General features: G+C 56.5%; 12 protein-coding genes. 10 read left to right on the forward strand and 2 right to left on the reverse strand.

Features of this window, described 5'->3' with window-relative positions:
* Positions 1-6 precede the first annotated feature (6 nt).
* Together MWC30_RS03455 and MWC30_RS03460 are read right to left on the reverse strand one after the other, a co-directional pair.
* On the reverse strand, positions 7-1,986 hold the full coding sequence (locus MWC30_RS03455) for a tetratricopeptide repeat protein (protein ID WP_244082757.1): 1,980 nt from the start codon (positions 1,984-1,986) through the stop codon (positions 7-9).
* A gap of 186 nt (positions 1,987-2,172) precedes the next feature.
* Entirely contained in the window at positions 2,173-3,570 is a 1,398-nt protein-coding gene (locus MWC30_RS03460) for a sigma-54 dependent transcriptional regulator (protein ID WP_244082758.1), read from the reverse strand.
* A 679-nt stretch (positions 3,571-4,249) separates the two neighbouring features.
* On the opposite strand from MWC30_RS03460, the gene MWC30_RS03465 reads away from it, so the two are divergent.
* The 10 genes from MWC30_RS03465 to MWC30_RS03510 all read left to right on the forward strand — a co-directional run bounded on the left by MWC30_RS03465 (position 4,250) and on the right by MWC30_RS03510 (position 17,284).
* Positions 4,250-5,071: a sugar phosphate isomerase/epimerase gene (locus tag MWC30_RS03465; RefSeq protein WP_244082759.1), complete on the forward strand. Its 822-nt coding sequence runs from the start codon at positions 4,250-4,252 to the stop codon at positions 5,069-5,071.
* Between the two features lie 133 nt (positions 5,072-5,204).
* Entirely contained in the window at positions 5,205-5,510 is a 306-nt protein-coding gene (locus MWC30_RS03470; RefSeq protein WP_244082760.1) for an MTH1187 family thiamine-binding protein, read from the forward strand.
* A gap of 28 nt (positions 5,511-5,538) precedes the next feature.
* Positions 5,539-5,769: a KH domain-containing protein gene (locus MWC30_RS03475; protein WP_244082761.1), complete on the forward strand. Its 231-nt coding sequence runs from the start codon at positions 5,539-5,541 to the stop codon at positions 5,767-5,769.
* A 534-nt stretch (positions 5,770-6,303) separates the two neighbouring features.
* The gene (locus MWC30_RS03480; protein WP_244082762.1) at positions 6,304-8,772 is read left to right on the forward strand and encodes a Lon protease family protein; all 2,469 of its coding nucleotides are present in this window, start codon (positions 6,304-6,306) and stop codon (positions 8,770-8,772) included.
* Positions 8,773-9,275: 503 nt separating this feature from the next.
* Complete coding sequence (locus MWC30_RS03485) at positions 9,276-9,572, forward strand: ferredoxin family protein (RefSeq protein WP_244082763.1); 297 nt, start codon at positions 9,276-9,278, stop codon at positions 9,570-9,572.
* A gap of 82 nt (positions 9,573-9,654) precedes the next feature.
* Positions 9,655-10,812 (forward strand): 2-oxoacid:acceptor oxidoreductase subunit alpha, encoded by a 1,158-nt coding sequence (locus MWC30_RS03490; protein WP_244082764.1) that lies wholly within the window; start codon positions 9,655-9,657, stop codon positions 10,810-10,812.
* The gene (locus tag MWC30_RS03495) at positions 10,805-11,635 is read left to right on the forward strand and encodes a 2-oxoacid:ferredoxin oxidoreductase subunit beta (RefSeq protein WP_244082765.1); all 831 of its coding nucleotides are present in this window, start codon (positions 10,805-10,807) and stop codon (positions 11,633-11,635) included. Before MWC30_RS03490 ends, MWC30_RS03495 begins: the two co-directional genes overlap by 8 nt.
* Before the next feature lie 27 nt (positions 11,636-11,662).
* Positions 11,663-12,268 carry a 2-oxoacid:acceptor oxidoreductase family protein gene (locus MWC30_RS03500; RefSeq protein ID WP_244082766.1) on the forward strand — a complete coding sequence of 202 codons (606 nt, stop codon included), beginning with the start codon at positions 11,663-11,665 and terminating at the stop codon, positions 12,266-12,268.
* On the forward strand, positions 12,265-15,621 hold the full coding sequence (locus tag MWC30_RS03505; RefSeq protein ID WP_244082767.1) for an FAD-dependent oxidoreductase: 3,357 nt from the start codon (positions 12,265-12,267) through the stop codon (positions 15,619-15,621). Before MWC30_RS03500 ends, MWC30_RS03505 begins: the two co-directional genes overlap by 4 nt.
* Before the next feature lie 79 nt (positions 15,622-15,700).
* Positions 15,701-17,284 carry a hydrogenase iron-sulfur subunit gene (locus MWC30_RS03510; protein ID WP_244082768.1) on the forward strand — a complete coding sequence of 528 codons (1,584 nt, stop codon included), beginning with the start codon at positions 15,701-15,703 and terminating at the stop codon, positions 17,282-17,284.
* Positions 17,285-17,317 lie beyond the last annotated feature (33 nt).

A 17,317-nucleotide genomic window follows, 5' to 3' on the forward strand; every position in this document is an offset into this window, starting at 1 on the left:
GCGACCCTAAAAAAGCTGAAGACCTTTTTCCTTGAGCTGCAAGTAATCGATCTGCTGCTGAGCTGCAGCCTGCCAGAACGGATTTGGCGAGCCCAGAATCTGAGAAAGCTTCTGAACAGCCTTCTCCTTCTCACCCGTTTGCAGATATAGGTTGGATATCTCGTAGTTTAACTGTTCTTTCAAATCCCCGCCCCGGACCCAGCCCAATGCCTCCTCAAAACACTTTATGGCTTCCACGGACTGGCTCAATTTCTGGTGGCACCTGCCTTTGACGAGGAGCAGCTGCAGACGTTTTTCCGGGCTCTCTTCCTGCAGCAAAGCCAGCCCTTTTTGAACCCATTGGAGAGCCTCTGCATGCCTGCCGGTGTTCATACAGCTCTCCGCATACATGTTCACCCATTCAAAATCGCTGAAGGCCGGCTCACGCCCTCCCGGGAGAACAAGTCCCAACTGGCGAAGTGCTTCAGGGTAATTGCCCTGGGCAAAGTAGATCCTGGCCAATAGTTCATTTTTTTGACTCTCAAGGTCATGCACGCGGACCTTTCTACAGCATTGAGCAGCCTTTTCCAGGTCCCCCATGCGGTAACTGCAACGGGCCATACGCAGCAAATATTTTCCTCCCCCCTCCCCCAAAGAATCCAGGGCAGCCTCATAGGAGGCTACCGCCTGGGGATAGAGCTGCATTTCTTCATAGCTTTCACCCACCATGCCAAAGATCTCCGTTGGACGGAGGTTTTTGAACAGTGGAATATTCTCCTGGTAGAGGCGAACGACGGCTTCATACTTTTTTTCATTGAAAGATTGCTTCAGCAATTCCTCCACGACCGAGGCGCGGAGTGACGCAAATTGTTCGTATGTGGGGGCTTCCAGAGTCGTTTGGAGCATTTCATCGATGATGGCGAGGCTTTCACGGTGATTGCCATGCTTGGCTTGCCAACGAGCCAGCTTGAATTTCACGAGGACATGCAGGGGAGAGGGAAGCTGCTTTCGAGACAACTCATGGTAGAGGGAAGCCGCACGATCCTGTTCTTCCGGGCTCCTGCCCTCGATATGTTCGGCCTTGCGCAGCGTGCTGATAAAATCCCCCTCGGAATCAGGGAAATTGGCCTGGAGGTAACGGTGCAACCTGTTGGCGAGGCGCTCGTCTTCCTGGCTGAGCAGTGTCTCCGCAATTTTGGCCAGGAGCAGATCACGCTCGGGAGTATCGGGCCGCAGATTCAAGTAGTGCAGAAGGTTCTCACAGCTCTTTTCATACTCTTTCAGGAAGGACAGGGATTCTCCCATGAATTTCAGAAGTTCGGGCTTTTTGAGATAAAAGAGAGGATCGATCCTCAGACACTGCTGGAAGCTTTCCACCGCAAGCTGGTGCCGCCCCGCAAGTGTAAAACTCTTTCCAATGGAATAGTGCGCTTCTGTCTTCTCTTCCTCCAAACTGGAGGTTCGCAGGACACTCCTGGAAGCATCGACAGCCTCGGCATAAGAACGGGCATCCTGAAAAATCTCTGCAAACCTCAGCCGGCATGCATTCACTGCAGGGTCCTCAGGATATTCCGATAAGATTCTTTTGAAATAAGTTGCCGCCTTATCGGGCTTCTTCATTGCCAGGCAGCTCAGCCCGCAGCGATAAAGGGCCATGGGAGTGTGCCCCGGTGTCACCCCTTGTTGAAGGGCCTCGCTGTATTGCTTCAGGACTTCGCCGGCATACTGGTCCAGCTCCGTTTGGTGCTCGAGAAAAAAAGTGTCCGCACGCTCATAGAGGGCCTTGATCCGGTCTTGCTCTTCACGAGGCGCCTCAGTGGCCGCAGGATGAGCTTTCCCGGCGTCAAGAAACGGACGCGAGGCAGGCTCGCGCATCTCCCCCGGTACGCCGGGGGGAGGAGGCGTGCGGGGTAAGGACCAGAGCAGCGCAGGAGAGAGCGCAAGGAAGCACCCCACCAGGCAGACCGTCATGAAGATCCGGCTTTTCCTCCGGCATTCGCTTTTCATGGCTTGGTTTTCAGTTCGTTTCGAGAATCAGGAATATATGTGAAACACTGCCGGTTGCCGGCTCAGAATGAATTAGCAATGATTATGCCAATAAAATGCGAGCTCCCGGCATGGAGAGAAGAGGATACAGGCAGGAAAGGAAGGAATTCAGGAAACAGGGATCATTGTATGGGAAAGACCCCATTACTACTCCGTGAAAAGGCCGGGATAGGTAAGCTTCTTCTTTTTCATTTTTTCGATCAAGGTCGTCCTGTTGAGGCCCAGCAGCTTGGCGGCCTGATTCTTGACGCCTCCCGCTTTTTTCAGGGCCTCCAGGATGAGGTTGTTCTCGAGATCCTCCAGGGTTCCCTTCAGGTCGATCCCGTTGTCCTCCAGGCCGATGGAAGAAAAATTGGGCTTGGCCTGCCGCTGGCACATGCGCTCCGGCAGGTCGTCCAACTGGATCTCATCACCTTCTGTCAGGATAACGAGGCGCTCGATGGCATTTTCCAGCTCCCTCACATTGCCCGGCCAGAGATAGTTTTGCATGGCGGCCAGGGCTGCTCTGGATATTTTTTTCATGAGGATGTCTTTTTGCTGGCTGTGCTGCTTGAGAAAATGCTGGGCCAGGAGGGGGATGTCTTCCGTCCGTTCCCGCAGAGGAGGGACCCGAATGGGAATGACATTCAGGCGGTAAAAAAGGTCTTCACGAAAGGCCCCTTCAGCCACCAGTTTTTCGAGATCCTTATTGGTTGCCGCAACAATTCGCGTATCCACCTGAACCGTTCGCGTGCCCCCCACCCGTTCGAACTTTTTTTCCTGGAGAAAACGCAACAGCTTAACCTGGAGCTTGTAGCTCATTTCACCGATTTCATCGAGGAAGATCGTCCCCTGATGCGCCAGCTCAAAGCGCCCCAGGCGCTCCCTGTACGCTCCGGTGAAAGAACCCTTCTCATGACCGAAGAGCTCGCTCTCCAATAGTTCCTCGGGAATGGCGCCACAGTTGATGGGAACGAAGGGTTTGTCTTTTCGCTCGCTGTTGTAGTGGAGGGCATTGGCGATGAGCTCTTTTCCCGTGCCGCTTTCGCCTGTGATGAGGACCGTGCTGTCCGTTCGAGCCACCCGCTCGATCATGCGGTAAATGGCCTGCATGGGCTCGCTCTTACCGATGATCTTGTCGAAGCAGTACCTTTCTTTCAATTGAGAGCGCAGGAGGTCGTTTTCAGCCTTGAGGAGCATCATCTCTTCGGCTCGCTTCAAGACCAGGAGGATCTCATCGGTTTTGGCCGGCTTGGCCAGGTAATCGAAAGCCCCCTGTTTCATGGCTTCGACGGCCGTTGCGATGGTCCCGAATCCCGTGAGCATGATGACATAGGTCTCGGGATGGTTTTTCATGAAGTAAGCCAGCAGTTCCATCCCATCCATTCCCGGCATGGAAAGGTCCGTCACGACAAATTCGAATCTGCTCTGACGGGCTTTCTGGATGGCTTCCTCGCCGCTGGACGCCGCTTCAGTCTCATATCCGGCCTCTCTCAGTTGCTCCGAAATCAAAGCCAGTGTGGTAGCCTCATCGTCAACGACTAAAATTCTAAAGGGCAGTTTCATAGGCAACAGACTTTGGATGTTTGGATGCTCGAATGACCGGATTTGCCATTTGCACGCGCGATTTGAGACGTCTCCCGAAAATCTCCGTATGGAATTCCATCCGGAAAAGGAGGGGAAAATGCGGCCCCTCGCATGACGAGCTCAAATATGAATGGCGCCAATACGAATGTCAAATAATCTACACAAAAATCGGCTCATTATCCACCTCATAATTCGTGACGACAAGAGCAGCTCCATCAGGAAAATGAAGACAATCGGGACGGGAATGGGAGATTCACGGCAGAAACGGTAAAAGACTTTATATGCCTTTGCCGGTGTGATGGAAAGGAAATTGTGTAGTCTTTTCCATGGATCCGATGAGCGAAAGAGATTTTTGTCCCTCTCTCGCCAGGATCATTCCCGCGGCTTTCGGGGAAAGGTCCACGTCATGGACGGTCCAGGAGGAATTTACAGGATATGGAAGCCTGAGTCAGGTAAATGTTCTGTTGACAACGGGATTCAAGTTGATGAGTATGATTCCACCCATTGTATGGGGCTCCTGTAGAAGGAAGGGAGAGCTTTTTTTGATGAAAGTCCCCGAAGACTGAGGCGGCAGGTGCGCAATCGGTTCCAGAGCCACGCACTCGTCATTGTCATCAGGGAGTTTTTATTTTACCAGGGTCGGAGCTGGAATTTCAAAATGACTGCAAGGCCGCTTCAATTCAATAACGATATGCTGGGCCTCCTCCAAAAGGTTCACATCAGCATCCCGTGCAAGACTTTGGATCGTTACATGGAAATGATCCTGCGCCATCGCATGAACCTTGAAATTGTTTTCGGGGCAAGTCAGTTGGATGAAGTCCCGCGCCCGCGGCTGAAGACTCTGGCGGACCAGCTGCACAGGAACGGGATTCGGGTGACATTCCATGGTCCTTTCCTGGATTTGTGTCTGGGAAGCATCGATTCCCTCATCAGGCAGATTTCCAAGCACCGACTGCAGCAATGCGTGGATCTTTTCGACATTTTTCAACCCATCCAGATGGTTTGCCACACAGGCTACGATCCCAGCCACCATCGCGGCCTCCGCGACCAGTGGCTGAAGCGGAGCCTGGCCGTCTGGGAAGAGCTTCTTCCCCAGGCTGAAAAGCTGAATGTCGTCCTGCTCATGGAAAATGTTTGGGAGCTCGATCCCCTGCTGCACCAGGAGACCAGTCGGCATCTTCACTCCAGACATTTTGGCTTCTGCCTGGACGTCGGACACCAGAACTGTTTTTCCAAGACCCCTCTGACCCAATGGGTGGAGGCCCTGGGAGACGGTCTCATGGAGCTGCATCTGCACGACAATGACGGCTCCGGGGATGCCCACCTCCCGGTAGGACAGGGCAACATCGATTTTCCAGGACTCTTTCAGTGCCTGCGAGAAAAGGAGAGAAAGCCGCTCCTTACCCTGGAACCTCACACCCAGGAACATCTCACGGAAAGTCTTGGTGGGCTTTTACGGGCGATGGGTGCAGATCCATGAAGAAGCCCCCCTCAAGGGGAAATTGTAAAACTTTTTGATGGGATGTCTCCCTCACGCGGCTTCACCCGCAGGGGAGGACAAACCGAATTACCGGAACATATGTCTTCCGATATTCTTTGGAGTCCAATCCATTATGGCGATCGTGGAAATCAGCATTGTTCCTCTCGGAACAAAGTCCAGCAGTTTGAGTGCTTATGTTGCTCAGGTGCTGCGAGTTCTGGAGGAGAGCACATTACAGTATGAACTGACCCCTATGGGGACCATCGTTTCCGGCGACCTTGACGAAATCTTGAAAGTCGTACGGAAAATGCACGAAAGCGTTTTCTCGCCCGAAATCACAAGGGTGCTCACCCAGATCAAGATCGATGATCGGAGGGACCGTGCAGCCAGTCCCCAGCAGAAAATTCGCTCAGTAATGGACAAGCTTGCCAGGCAGTAGCCATACTGTCTTCAGGGGAGGTTAGAACATGAAGGAATTGGTTGAATACCTGGTGAAATCTCTGGCCGACCACCCAGAGGAAGTCCTGCTGGAAGAAAACGAGGACGACGAGACGATTTCCCTGCAGCTCAGGATTTCCCCTGACGATCTAGGAAAAATCATCGGCAAGGGAGGGAACACCATCAACGCCATCCGCACCGTCGTGCAGGCAGCTGCATCCAGCCACAAGAAGCGGGCCAAGCTGGATGTGGCGAGTTAATACAGGTTGGCGAAAGTTTTCATGCCGTGGGAAAGTCCGATTCCCCCTCGAGGGGGCAGGCGGGTGTGAACGTCACGGTACATCACCCGTAATCCCGCTTCAAAAGGGGACTCCAAAACCTTCCGCATCAGGTGATAACTTTCGCTGTGATGTAACACCAGCACGCGGCGAGGCTCGGAGCGCCGGCAAGAGAACCGGGGGCTGCTGGACCGGAGGATGTTCATGTCCTTCGTTTCAAAGGAAAAACTTGAAATTGACCGTGGCAGGACCTAAGTTGTACCCAGTGCCGCAAGTTTTTCGGCAGGCAAGTGCTGCAGGCGGCTGAGGTGTAAGGCGATCGATGAGTATTCAACAGTGCACCCGGCATCCCCCGAAAATTCCGTCGGTAAGCCAAAAGGGAGAACCGGGCGGAAATCCCATTGAAGCCTGTGGCCAAGGCCATCGGACCGTCACCCTGGTTTCTTGATTCTTGCCGGACGCCTGGGCGCATTTTTAGATATCACCCGTCACTGGAAACACGGAGGAATAAATTTTATGCCAAAGCAAATTCCAGAACTTTCTGTCAACGAGTTGCGAGCCCATATCGATGAAAGCCTGCTCCCCTTCGAGACCACGGAATCCCTGGAAGGTCTTGAAAAAAAGGTCGTCGGCCAGGACCGGGCCATAGACGCCATCAAATTCGGTATGGGAATGAAATCCCTCGATTACAATATTTTCATTGCGGGTCCTGCCAAGGCGGGTCTCACGTACATGGCGAAAACATTCATCGAGGATCAGGCCAAGAAGGAGCCTACACCTCCAGACTGGTGCTATGTCTACAATTTCAAGGAACAGGACAAGCCCAAGAGCCTCAGGGTCTCTGCAGGTCGAGGAAAGCAGCTCAAAAAGGACATGAACGAATTCATCCAAACCCTGCAGGCCAAAATCCCCGAAGTCTTCGACAGCGACGATTATCGTGCCAAGGAAAGCGAAGTCCACCAAGGCTTTGAGCATCAGAGGCGAGAAGTCATCGATGAGCTCTCACAGCAGGCCAAGGAAGAGGGCTTCATTCTCCAGTTTTCTCAGGTGGGCATGGTCATCATCCCCGCCAATCCGGATGGAGAGCCCATGACTCAGGAGGATCTGCGTCATCTCTCCGATGAAGAAAAGACCTCTCTGAGAGAGAAAAGCGACGCCCTCCATGAAAAGATGAAGGAAGCCATCAAGCAGATCCGGGAAGCGGAAGCCGAATTCAAAGAGAAGCACACGAAGTTGGACAACGAAATCGCTCTTTTCGTCGTGGGGCAGCTCATGGATAATTACGAAGAGCGGTATCAGGACGATGAGCATGTTCTGGAATATCTGAAAAACGTTCAGGAAGATATTCTTGAAAATATCGAAGACTTCAAGAAAAAGCCCGAGGCGCAGCAGCCTCAGCCCGGTTCGCCCTTCCCCATGCCCGCCCGCGAGACCACCTTTCGCAAGTATGATGTCAATATACTCATCGACAATTCCGAAACCGAGGGCGCGCCCGTCATTATCGAATCCAATCCGGCCTATCCCAACCTCTTCGGGTCCATAGAGCGTCAGGCGTGGTTCGGTGCTTTGTTCACGGACCACACCATGATCAAGCCGGGGTCCCTGCACAAGGCAAACGGCGGCTATCTCGTCATGAAGGCCCTGGACCTGCTGAAGTGGTACATTTCCTACGAGGCCATGAAGAGGGCGTTGCGGGACCGTGAGATCAAGATCGAAGACATGGGGGAGCTCTATGGGCTTTTCAGCACACGCACCATTCGACCCGAGGCGATCCCCCTCAACGTCAAGATCATCCTGACGGGTGACCCGCACATCTATCAATTGCTCTACACGTATGACGACCGCTTCCAGAAGCTCTTCAAAGTGAAGGCTCACATGGACGACCAGATGGACCGGAAGGATGAGGCTATCCTGGACTGTGCCAGAATGATCGGGCGCTTCTGCAAGGACAACGAGCTCCGGCCCCTGGACAAATCGGGCGTCGCTCGGGTCCTCGAATACAGCATGGAGCTGACGGAGAATCAGGAAAAATTGAGTCTCGAACTGGGCAATATCAGCGATCTCCTCAAGGAAGCCCACTACTTTTCCGGCCTCGACAATGCTCAGGCCATCCAGAGACAGCATGTCGAGGAGGCCATCCGCAAGCGCATCTACCGGTCTAACCTCATTGAAGAGCGGATCAAGGAATACATCGAAAAAGACATTTTCTGGGTCGAGACGGACGGCGAAAAGGTCGGACAGGTGAACGGACTTTCCGTCCTCATGGCCGGCGACCATGTGTTCGGCAAGCCCAACCGCATCACCGCGACGGTTTCCGTCGGGCGTGAAGGCATGTTTTCCATCGATCGCGAGTCCAAGATGAGCGGTTCCACCCATACCAAAGGACTCATGATCCTTTCCAGCCTCCTCAAGGAGCGCTTTGCTCAGAAATATCCCATCTCGCTTACGGCCTCCCTCTGTTTTGAGCAAAGCTACGGAATGGTGGATGGCGACAGCGCCTCCAGCACGGAATTCTATGTGCTCATCAGCGCCATCTCCAAGGTCCCCATCTATCAGGGCATCGCCGTGACGGGGTCCGTGAGCCAGAAGGGTGAGATCCAGCCCATCGGGGGAGTCAACTACAAGATCGAAGGGTTCTTCGACATCTGCAGGCACAAAGGGCTGAACGGGAAGCAGGGTGTTATGATCCCCTCCAAGAACCTGCGAAACCTGATGCTGAAGCAGGAGGTTCTCGACGCGGTAAAAGAGGGAAAATTCCATATCTGGCCCGTCAACACGGTGGAAGAAGGGATCGAGATCCTGACGGGCATGGAAGCGGGGATCCTCCAGCCCGATGGGACTTACCCCGAAGGCACCGTGTTCAGGAAGGCAGCTGACAGGCTCCTGGAGATTGCCCAGATTGTCAAAGAGTTTGGGAAAGGGAGCGAAGACGGCAAGAAAGCCGAGGAGGACAATGACGGGGGATGCCCCGGCTGCGGCAGCTGATTGAAATTCAGCCGAGCCTCCCGAAGCTCGGCGGTAATCCGTGAAGGCGGCAACAAAGCTCGCCCTTCCACCCATGGCATGAGCGGAGGAAGAATCGGTATTTGGATGAGCTTCCAGGCATCCCCTTGAGTTGAACATTGTCATTGCATCATCATGGCACGATTCCATAGCGAAGGGATCGTGCCATTTCATTTCCTTCCCCCTGCATTTTCTTCAGGCGAATCAAACTCTATGCTTCAAATTAAAAGCGGTGATTCATGGACCCTCCCATTTTTCTCAGAAATCACCGTGCAGATTCCTACCCAGAAAAAGCCTTCCAAGGACAAAACTGAGCATACCCCCCCCATAAATTGCACGGTGTAGGGAAAATTATGATGAAGCAACCTGAAAAATGCTTGACTTACTTCGGTCACCGCCTACAATAGCCCACAGCAAAAAAAGTAAGGGCAAGTTGCCTAAAATATATTGAATTCAATGCACTGTACCCTTGAGGACCATGAAGCATGAAATACTGGCGCGTTCCTTTGGATGTCGATGAAATTCAGGTCACACGCGGAATCGTTCACATCGTCGAAGAAAGGTGTAAGGGATGCGGGTACTGCATCGCCTATTGCCCTCGGGATGTCCTCGAAATGTCCTCCAAATACAATGTGAAGGGGTACCACCCCCCCGTGGTGAAAAAACCCGAAGCCTGTGTCAATTGCCACTACTGTGAAACCATCTGTCCGGATTTCGCCATCTATTCGGTAGAGGCCCCGCCGCAGGAGGGAGATGACGGAAAGCACTCTGCTTCCTGCTGATCTCCTCAGGGTTTCAAGGTCATCAAAGGAAATCTCTCTTGGAAAAAACCGAGGCTTTGCCTCCGTTGCTGGAAGATCGCTTATGAACGCTGCAGTCTTAACCGGTGAACATTTTATGACAGGGGATGTGGCCTGCGCCGAAGGTGCTCTGGCTGCCGGGTGCCGATTTTTTGGCGGGTACCCCATCACTCCGGCGACGGAAATCGCCGAGCGTATGGCGGACCGACTCCCCTGCGTCGGCGGCATATACATTCAGATGGAGGACGAAATCGCCTCCATGGCGGCCGTGCTGGGCGCCTCCTGTGCCGGCGTGAAGAGCATGACGGCAACCTCGGGGCCGGGCTTCAGCCTCATGATGGAGAACCTCGGGCTGGGCCTGGTGACGGAAACCCCGTGCGTCGTGGTGAACGTCCAAAGGGCGGGCCCGTCGACGGGACTTCCCACCCTGGGGGCCCAGGGAGACATGATGCAGGCCCGCTGGGGATCTCACGGTCATTATGAGATCATCGCCCTGGCGCCGGCCTCTCCCCAGGAGATGTTCTACCATACCATCATGGCCTTCAACCTGAGTGAAACTTACAGGCTTCCCGTCCTCGTCATGGCGGATGAAGTGACGGGGCATTTGAGCGAAAAGGTCGTTATCCCCGAACCCGGCGCCATCAAGCTCAAGAACCGCCCCAAGGCGAAAGGGAGAAAGGACCGATTCAAGCCCTTCCAGGCCGGCCCCAACGGCGTCGCTCCCATGGCCATCGCGGGCGAGGGCTACGGCATCCATGTGACGGGACTCACCCACGACGAACGGGGGTACCCCGTCATGACCGAGGGCGCGCAAGAAGAGATGATGCATCGCATTGTCGCCAAAATTCGAGACAACCTGGACGATATCATCCAGACGGAAAGTTACCGCATGGACGACGCGGAGATCGCCATCATCTCCTATGGCGTCTCTTCCCGGAGCAGCCTGGCCGCCGTCGATGAAGCTCGAGAGCAGGGGATCAAGGCCGGTCTGCTGCGGTTGATCACGGTCTGGCCCTTTCCGGAACAGCTTGTCAACAAGCTTGCGGACAGAGTACGCGCCCTCGTGACGGTGGAAATCAACCTCGGGCAGATCCACCTGGAGGTGCAGCGTTCCGCTGCCGGCAAAGTCCCCGTCCACCTGGTGGGACACACCGGTGGAACGGTCATTTCCCCCGACACCATCGTTGAAAAGCTGCGGGAGATCAGGAGTACACATGGATAAGTTAAAGGCTCGTTCGGACCATCCGCTGGATGCTCTTTTGCGCACGGATCGCATCCCGCACATCTGGTGCTCGGGGTGCGGCATCGGCACGGTATTTGCCTCGTGCCTGGTCGCCATGCAAACGAGCGGCATCGATCTCAACAAGACCGCCATGGTCTCCGGGATCGGCTGCTCAGGACGCGGCGCCGGGTATATCAAGCTCGATTCCTATCACACCACCCACGGGAGAGCCATTCCCTTTGCCACAGGTATGAAGTTGGCCAATCCCGAACTGAACGTCGTCGTGTTCAGCGGCGACGGCGATCTCTTTGCCATCGGCGGCAATCACTTTATCCACGCGGCCAGGCGCAATGTGGAGCTCACGGTCATTTGCGTCAACAACCTCAACTATGGAATGACGGGAGGCCAGGCTGCAGCCACGACGCCCTGCATGGCCAAAACGCCCACCACGCCTCTGGGAAACCCCGAGACCCCCTTCAATCTGCCGCTCCTGGCATACGCGTCGGGAGCAAGCTACGTGGCGCGGTGGACGATCCTTCACACACGGGACCTGACCAAGTCCATAGAAGAAGCCCTCACCCGCCGGGGATTTTCTTTTATCGAAGTTCTGGCCCCCTGCCCCACCGGTTACGGCCGGCGTAACAAGGAAAAGCCCCTGGATTCCCTGAGGCTATACCAGGAGCGCACCGTCATCAAAAATGGTGCGGATCCGTCGGACGTCATCCTGGACTACCAACAGGGGATTACCCTGGGCAAGTTCATCGATCATGAGCGGCCGACCTTCCTGGACTCCTACGACAAGACCTGCCGCATCAATTTTTAGAGCTCTCCTGAAATAGGAATAACGCGCATGAGTTCAACACTTCCTTCAAACCTGCATAAAGAAATCCTCATCACCGGGTTCGGCGGGCAGGGCATCGTGCTGGCCGGCCAAATCGTGGGCAAGGCGTCAAGCCTGCTGGATCACAATGAAAGCACCCTCACGCAGTCTTACGGGCCGGAATCCCGCGGGGGATACTGCAGCGCTCAGGTCATCATCTCCGAAAAGACGATCCACTACCCATACGTACGCCACCCAGACATCCTCGTATGCATGTCCCAGGGAGGGTTCGACAAGTACGGCGCCAGCATCAAAGCTGACGGAACTCTCATCCTGGACCAGGACCTGGTAAAGGTCGAAGAGGTCAAGTGCGGAGACATCTTCGCCATACCCGCCACCCGCATCGCCGAGGAACTGGGCAGGAAAATGATGGCGAACATTGTCATGCTGGGATTTTTTACGGCCATCACCGGCGCCGTTTCCCTCGAAGCCACGCGGGCGACCGTTGCCGACTCCGTACCCAAGGGAACGGAGGCCTTGAACCTGAGCGCCTTCAACAAGGGATATGATTTCGGTCTCGCCACCCTGAAAGGACGCCGAAAAAAAGCAGCAGGTAAGAAAGGAGTCGGTGCATGAGAGCTCCCAAAGATCGCCTCCACCGGGTTTTGGTGATCGGTGCAACCCCTGCCGGGCTCGCTGCAACCAACAAACTGGGAGAAATGGGTATCCCCGTCACCTTGGTGGACTCAGCAGCGGATCTCAATGAAAAACTCTCCCGTGAGGAATGGCGCCTCTCCTCGGGCGTGCCGTTGAACTTTGCGCTCCGCCCCGGACTCCTGCGCATTTTGCGCAACCCCAGGATCCATTGCGTACTTCCCGGAGAAATCACCTCCCTCAAGCACACCCCCCAGGGGTTTTGTGCGCATATCAAGAGCTCCGCCAATTACATCGACGCCGACCACTGTGTGCTGTGCGGACGCTGCGCCGACATTTGTCCAGCTTCCACGCCGGAGGGGACCAAGCCCATTCACTTCAATGGGCGAGCCAGTCTGCCGGGTCATCCCTCCATCGACAAACGCCAGAAGCCCCTCTGCCAGGCCAACTGTCCTCTGGGAGTCAATGCTCAGGGATACGTCGCTCTCGCCAGATCGGGCAAGTTCGTCGAGGCCCTGGACCTCATCCGCCGTGACAACATCCTTCCCGGAATCTGTGGGCGCATCTGCACGCATCCGTGCGAAATCGCGTGCCGCAGGGGGGAGTTGGACGAACCCGTGGCCATCCGGGACATCAAGCGCTTCGTTGCTGATTATGAACTGGAGCACCCCCAGGCGCTGCAGGGAGCTTCACAGCCTTTCAGAGCTCAAAAGGTCGCCGTCATCGGTTCGGGTCCGGCGGGGCTGGCCGCTGCGGCGGACTTGGCCCGCTGGGGCTACCCGGTCACCGTTTTCGAAAAGGAAAGCAAACCGGGCGGCCTCCTGCGCTATGGCATCGGGCCCTATCGCCTGCCGAGAAGCATCCTGGACCATGAAATCGCTCATATCCAGGGGCTCGGAGTGGAATTCAGGACCGGGACGACCGTAGATGCCTCCAACAACTACGAAGAACCGCGAAAGGAATTTGCCTCGGTCATCCTCGCCACGGGCACCTGGAAGGACCGAAAACTGGGGGTGCCCGGAGAAGACCTTGACCAGGTGGAAGGATGCCTGGAATTCCTGGGAAGGCTTTACAGGGATGAAATCCAGCGGCTGGATGAAGATGTGGCCGTTGTGGGAGACGGCAACGCGGCCTTCGATGTGGCGCGTGCTCTCGTGCGCCTCGGGGCCAGGGTCACCATCGTTTCCTGGTTTCCCGAAGAGCTCATCCCCGCCGATCCCGAAGAAGTCCTTGCCGCCAGAGAAGAAGGAGTCTCCTTTGTCTACTCGGCCAAGGTGACGGAGTTTCTGGGGGCGCAGGGTCAACTGGATGGACTGCGCTGCGCTGTCACGACACCCGGAAAGCCGGACGCCAAAGGCATTCCCTGGCCGGTCATCGTTCCGGGGAAAGAACCTTTTGAGCTGAAGTTTCAGCGGGCCATTGTGGCCATTGGCCAGATGGCCAATTCTCCCACATGTCAACTGAATGACGGCATCGAGGTCTCCCCCTCCGGGTTCATCCAGGTGGATTCCAGCTGTGCGACCAGTCTCAAGGAGGTTTATGCCGCCGGCGACGCAATCAGCGGACCCTCCAGCGTCGTGAAAGCCATGGCCTCCGGGCGGGAAGCCGCTCGCGCCGTCCACGAATCCCTCAGCGGTGAGACGCTGACCAACGGAAAGCCACGAAGGCCCGAAGACAGGGACTTTCCGGAAATCACCCCGGACATTCCCTCGGTTGCACGCGTTCATATGCCGGAACGCCAGCCTTCGGCGCGATGCGGATCCTTCGATGAGGTGGCGTTGGGGCTGACGGAGACACAGGTCTTCACGGAAGCCGCCCGCTGCCTCCAGTGCGGTGTCTGCTCCGAATGCCTGCAGTGTGTCGAAGCCTGCGTTTCCAGCGAAACCATTCAGCACGGAGCGGTGGATTTTATCGATGTGGAGCATGCCGGGGTCGTCATTATCGCGGATCCCCAGGCCGCCCCTTCCGTAAAGGGTGAGGACGTTATCCGGGCATACAGCACGAAAGGCGCCAAAGCCGATGTGCATGCCATGACACTCCGAGGGTTTGCCGCAGCCGCCGAAGCCCTGATCCTCCTGGGTGGAACCTCTCAACGACTGAAGGGACACGGACTTGCCTTTTCCCCGCCCGGACCTCAGCTGCAGCGGGAGCACCGCCTGGGAGTCTTCGTCTGCCGCTGCAACGACTCCCTCGGCTGGTCCGAAGAACTGGACGCTTACATGGGTGGGCTGTCGGAACGCCCGCACCTGGAGCATGTGGAGGTTCTGAACGCGGCCTGTACCCCTGACGGTTCGACGTCTATTCTCAAAACCGTCCGGGAAAAAGGGCTGACACGCATTGTGCTGGCTTCCTGCGTCTGCTGCCCCCTGGATTTCATCTGCAGCAGTTGCACCGATCAGCGCAGCCGTCTCAAAAATGCCCTCTTTCACGGCACGGGCATCAGTCGCGCCATGGTGGAAACCTGCAACCTGCGCGGTGAGGTCTTGAGGCTGCTCCAGAGCGATCCCCAGCTGGCCGTGGAGCGCTTCACGGGTCTTATGGATCGGTCCATCGGCAGGGCGAAGCATTTGAAGAGTCTTCCGGCGCCAGCCAGACCGTACAATTTTACCACAGCCGTCATCGGAGAATCCGAAGCGGCGTTCAACAGCGCCTCGACCCTGGCGGAAGCGGGAATGGAGGTTTTTCTCTTCGGAAGTCCCGCAAAGCCTCTTTCCACCCCGCTGGATCATCCCAACATCCATAATTTCATGGGATCTTCCGTGAAGGGACTGCGTGGAACCGTCGGGAATTTCCAGATCACCGTGGAAACAGAGGGAGCGACGCAGGTCTTCCAGGTGGGAGCGGTGATACTTGGTGAGCAGTCCCGCAAGCAGATTCCCTACATCCCCACGGCAGGACTGCTCCCCCACACGGTGGAGGCCTCCATGCAGAAGCGTGGCGTACCGGGCATTCCTTTCTTCAATCCCGGCGCCACATCCGTCCCCGGGCTTTTCCTGGCCAATCCTCCGGGCATCAATGTTTCCGAGCGCATCAAGGGCACGGCCGCTGCCATCCTTGCCGCATCGACCATGCCCCGCAGCCCGCGCCAGAACAAGGGGTATACCGTGGTGGTGGACGAGGCTCGATGCCGGGGCTGCGGTCGCTGCATCGAGGTCTGCCCGTACCAGGCCGTCAGCTTCCTCAGGAACGAACAGGGAGGCTGGCACTCGGTGGTGGATGAAGCCCTCTGCAAGGGCTGCGGCAACTGTATTCCCGTTTGCCCCTCCAACGCCGCCGACAGCCCCTACCGGGATCGGCGTTACCTGGAGCAAATGCTGGAAGAGATTTTGATCTAGCACTGAAGAACGAGGGCTCGGCCCTTCTTGCGACGGCGCGCAGTCCGGCGCCCATTGATGGAATCAGTGAGAATACACCATGGATAAATTGAAGATCGTTCTATTTATGTGCAACTGGGGGCCCCACGCCGCGTATCAGGCTCTTCAGGACAGCGGCGCCGACATCCCGGCGGAAGTCAGAATGATACGCATCCCCTGCACCGGACGGATGAGCAAGGCCCTCTTATTCCGGGCCTTCGAGATGGGCGCGGATGGTGTGGCCCTGGTGGGCTGCGAGCCCGGCACCTGCCGCTATGGCAGCGGAACCGCCGTAGCGGAAGGCAATGTCGAGGATACACGGGGAATCCTCGATCTGCTGGGGCTGGGGGGCGACCGCCTCCGCCTGGCCATGTTCCTACCCGAGGAGTCCCAGCCGCTGCTCGCCTTTCTCCAGGATTTCTATAAAGTCATTGAAACTATTGGGAAAAGCCCTGTAAGCATTCCCCCGCGGGAGGCACCTCCCGCCGTCACCCGCGAGATGGTCTCACAGCTGCTGACGACCCACGACATCTACGCCTGCCAGGACTGCGGCAAGTGCTCTTCCGCCTGCCCCGTCACCCTCGCAGGAAAGCCTTTTTCGCCTCGGGCCATGGCCAATGCCATCATTGGAGGCAGCGTGGCTGCTCCGGAAGTCGTCAATGACGTCTGGTCCTGTCTCACCTGCGGACTCTGCTACGACCGTTGTCCTTCCGCCGTGGACTTCCCCGACTTCATTCGGGACATGCGCCACATTCAGAAGGTCTGCGGGCGAACGGGCCACGAAGCGCACGGCGGCTTCTTCCAGTCCCTCATGCGCACCATGACCTCTCCGGACCTGAAAATCCGCCACTGGCAGTGGCTGCCTGAAGATATCCAGACGGACCCTCAGAGCAAGACCCTCTTCTTTGGGGGCTGCGCTCCATATTTCGACACCTACTTCAAATCGCACCTGGGAGTTCAGACGAGCGGCATCCTGGTGGACAGTCTCCGTCTCTTGAATTTCTTCGACATCTACCCGGCGATTTTGAGCGGTGAGCGATGCTGCGGGCATGATCTGCTCTGGTCCGGAGACCAGGAAAATTTCCGCAGGCTGGCCCAGCTGAATGTCGAGGCCATCGAGGCGGCGGGCGTGGAGGAAGTGGTGACGGCCTGCCCCGAGTGCTACCGGACGCTGTCTCACGACTACCCTGAACAGGGGATCGAGCTGAAGTTCAAGGTGACCCACATCTACGACCTGGCCGAAAGGGAAATCGACAAGGGGGCCATAGGCTTTGAAAAGCTCGACCGGAACCTTACCTTCCAGGATCCCTGCCGATTGAGCCGCCTGGAGGGCCGGCCGGACCTCCCCCGAAAACTCCTCCATCGCCTGCAGCCCGAAAGCTTCACTGAAATGAAGGACCGCGGCATTTCCGCCCTGTGCTGCGGCAATTGCGCCTGGACGGGATGCGACAGCTACACGAAGACCCTGCAGGTCAAGCGGCTGCGCCAGGCGAGGGAGACCGGCAGCAACATGCTGGTGACCGCATGCCCCAAATGCCAGATCCATCTGCGCTGCGCCATGGAGGACCCCTTTCTGGGAGACGAAATCAAGATGGAGATCATGGATCTCACCACCGTCCTGGCCAAGACCATCCGGTGGGAATAATCATGGGTGCGGCAGGCATAGTGCCGGGCCTGC

This window comes from Desulforhabdus sp. TSK (assembly GCF_022836495.1).
GTDB lineage: Bacteria > Desulfobacterota > Syntrophobacteria > Syntrophobacterales > Syntrophobacteraceae > Desulforhabdus.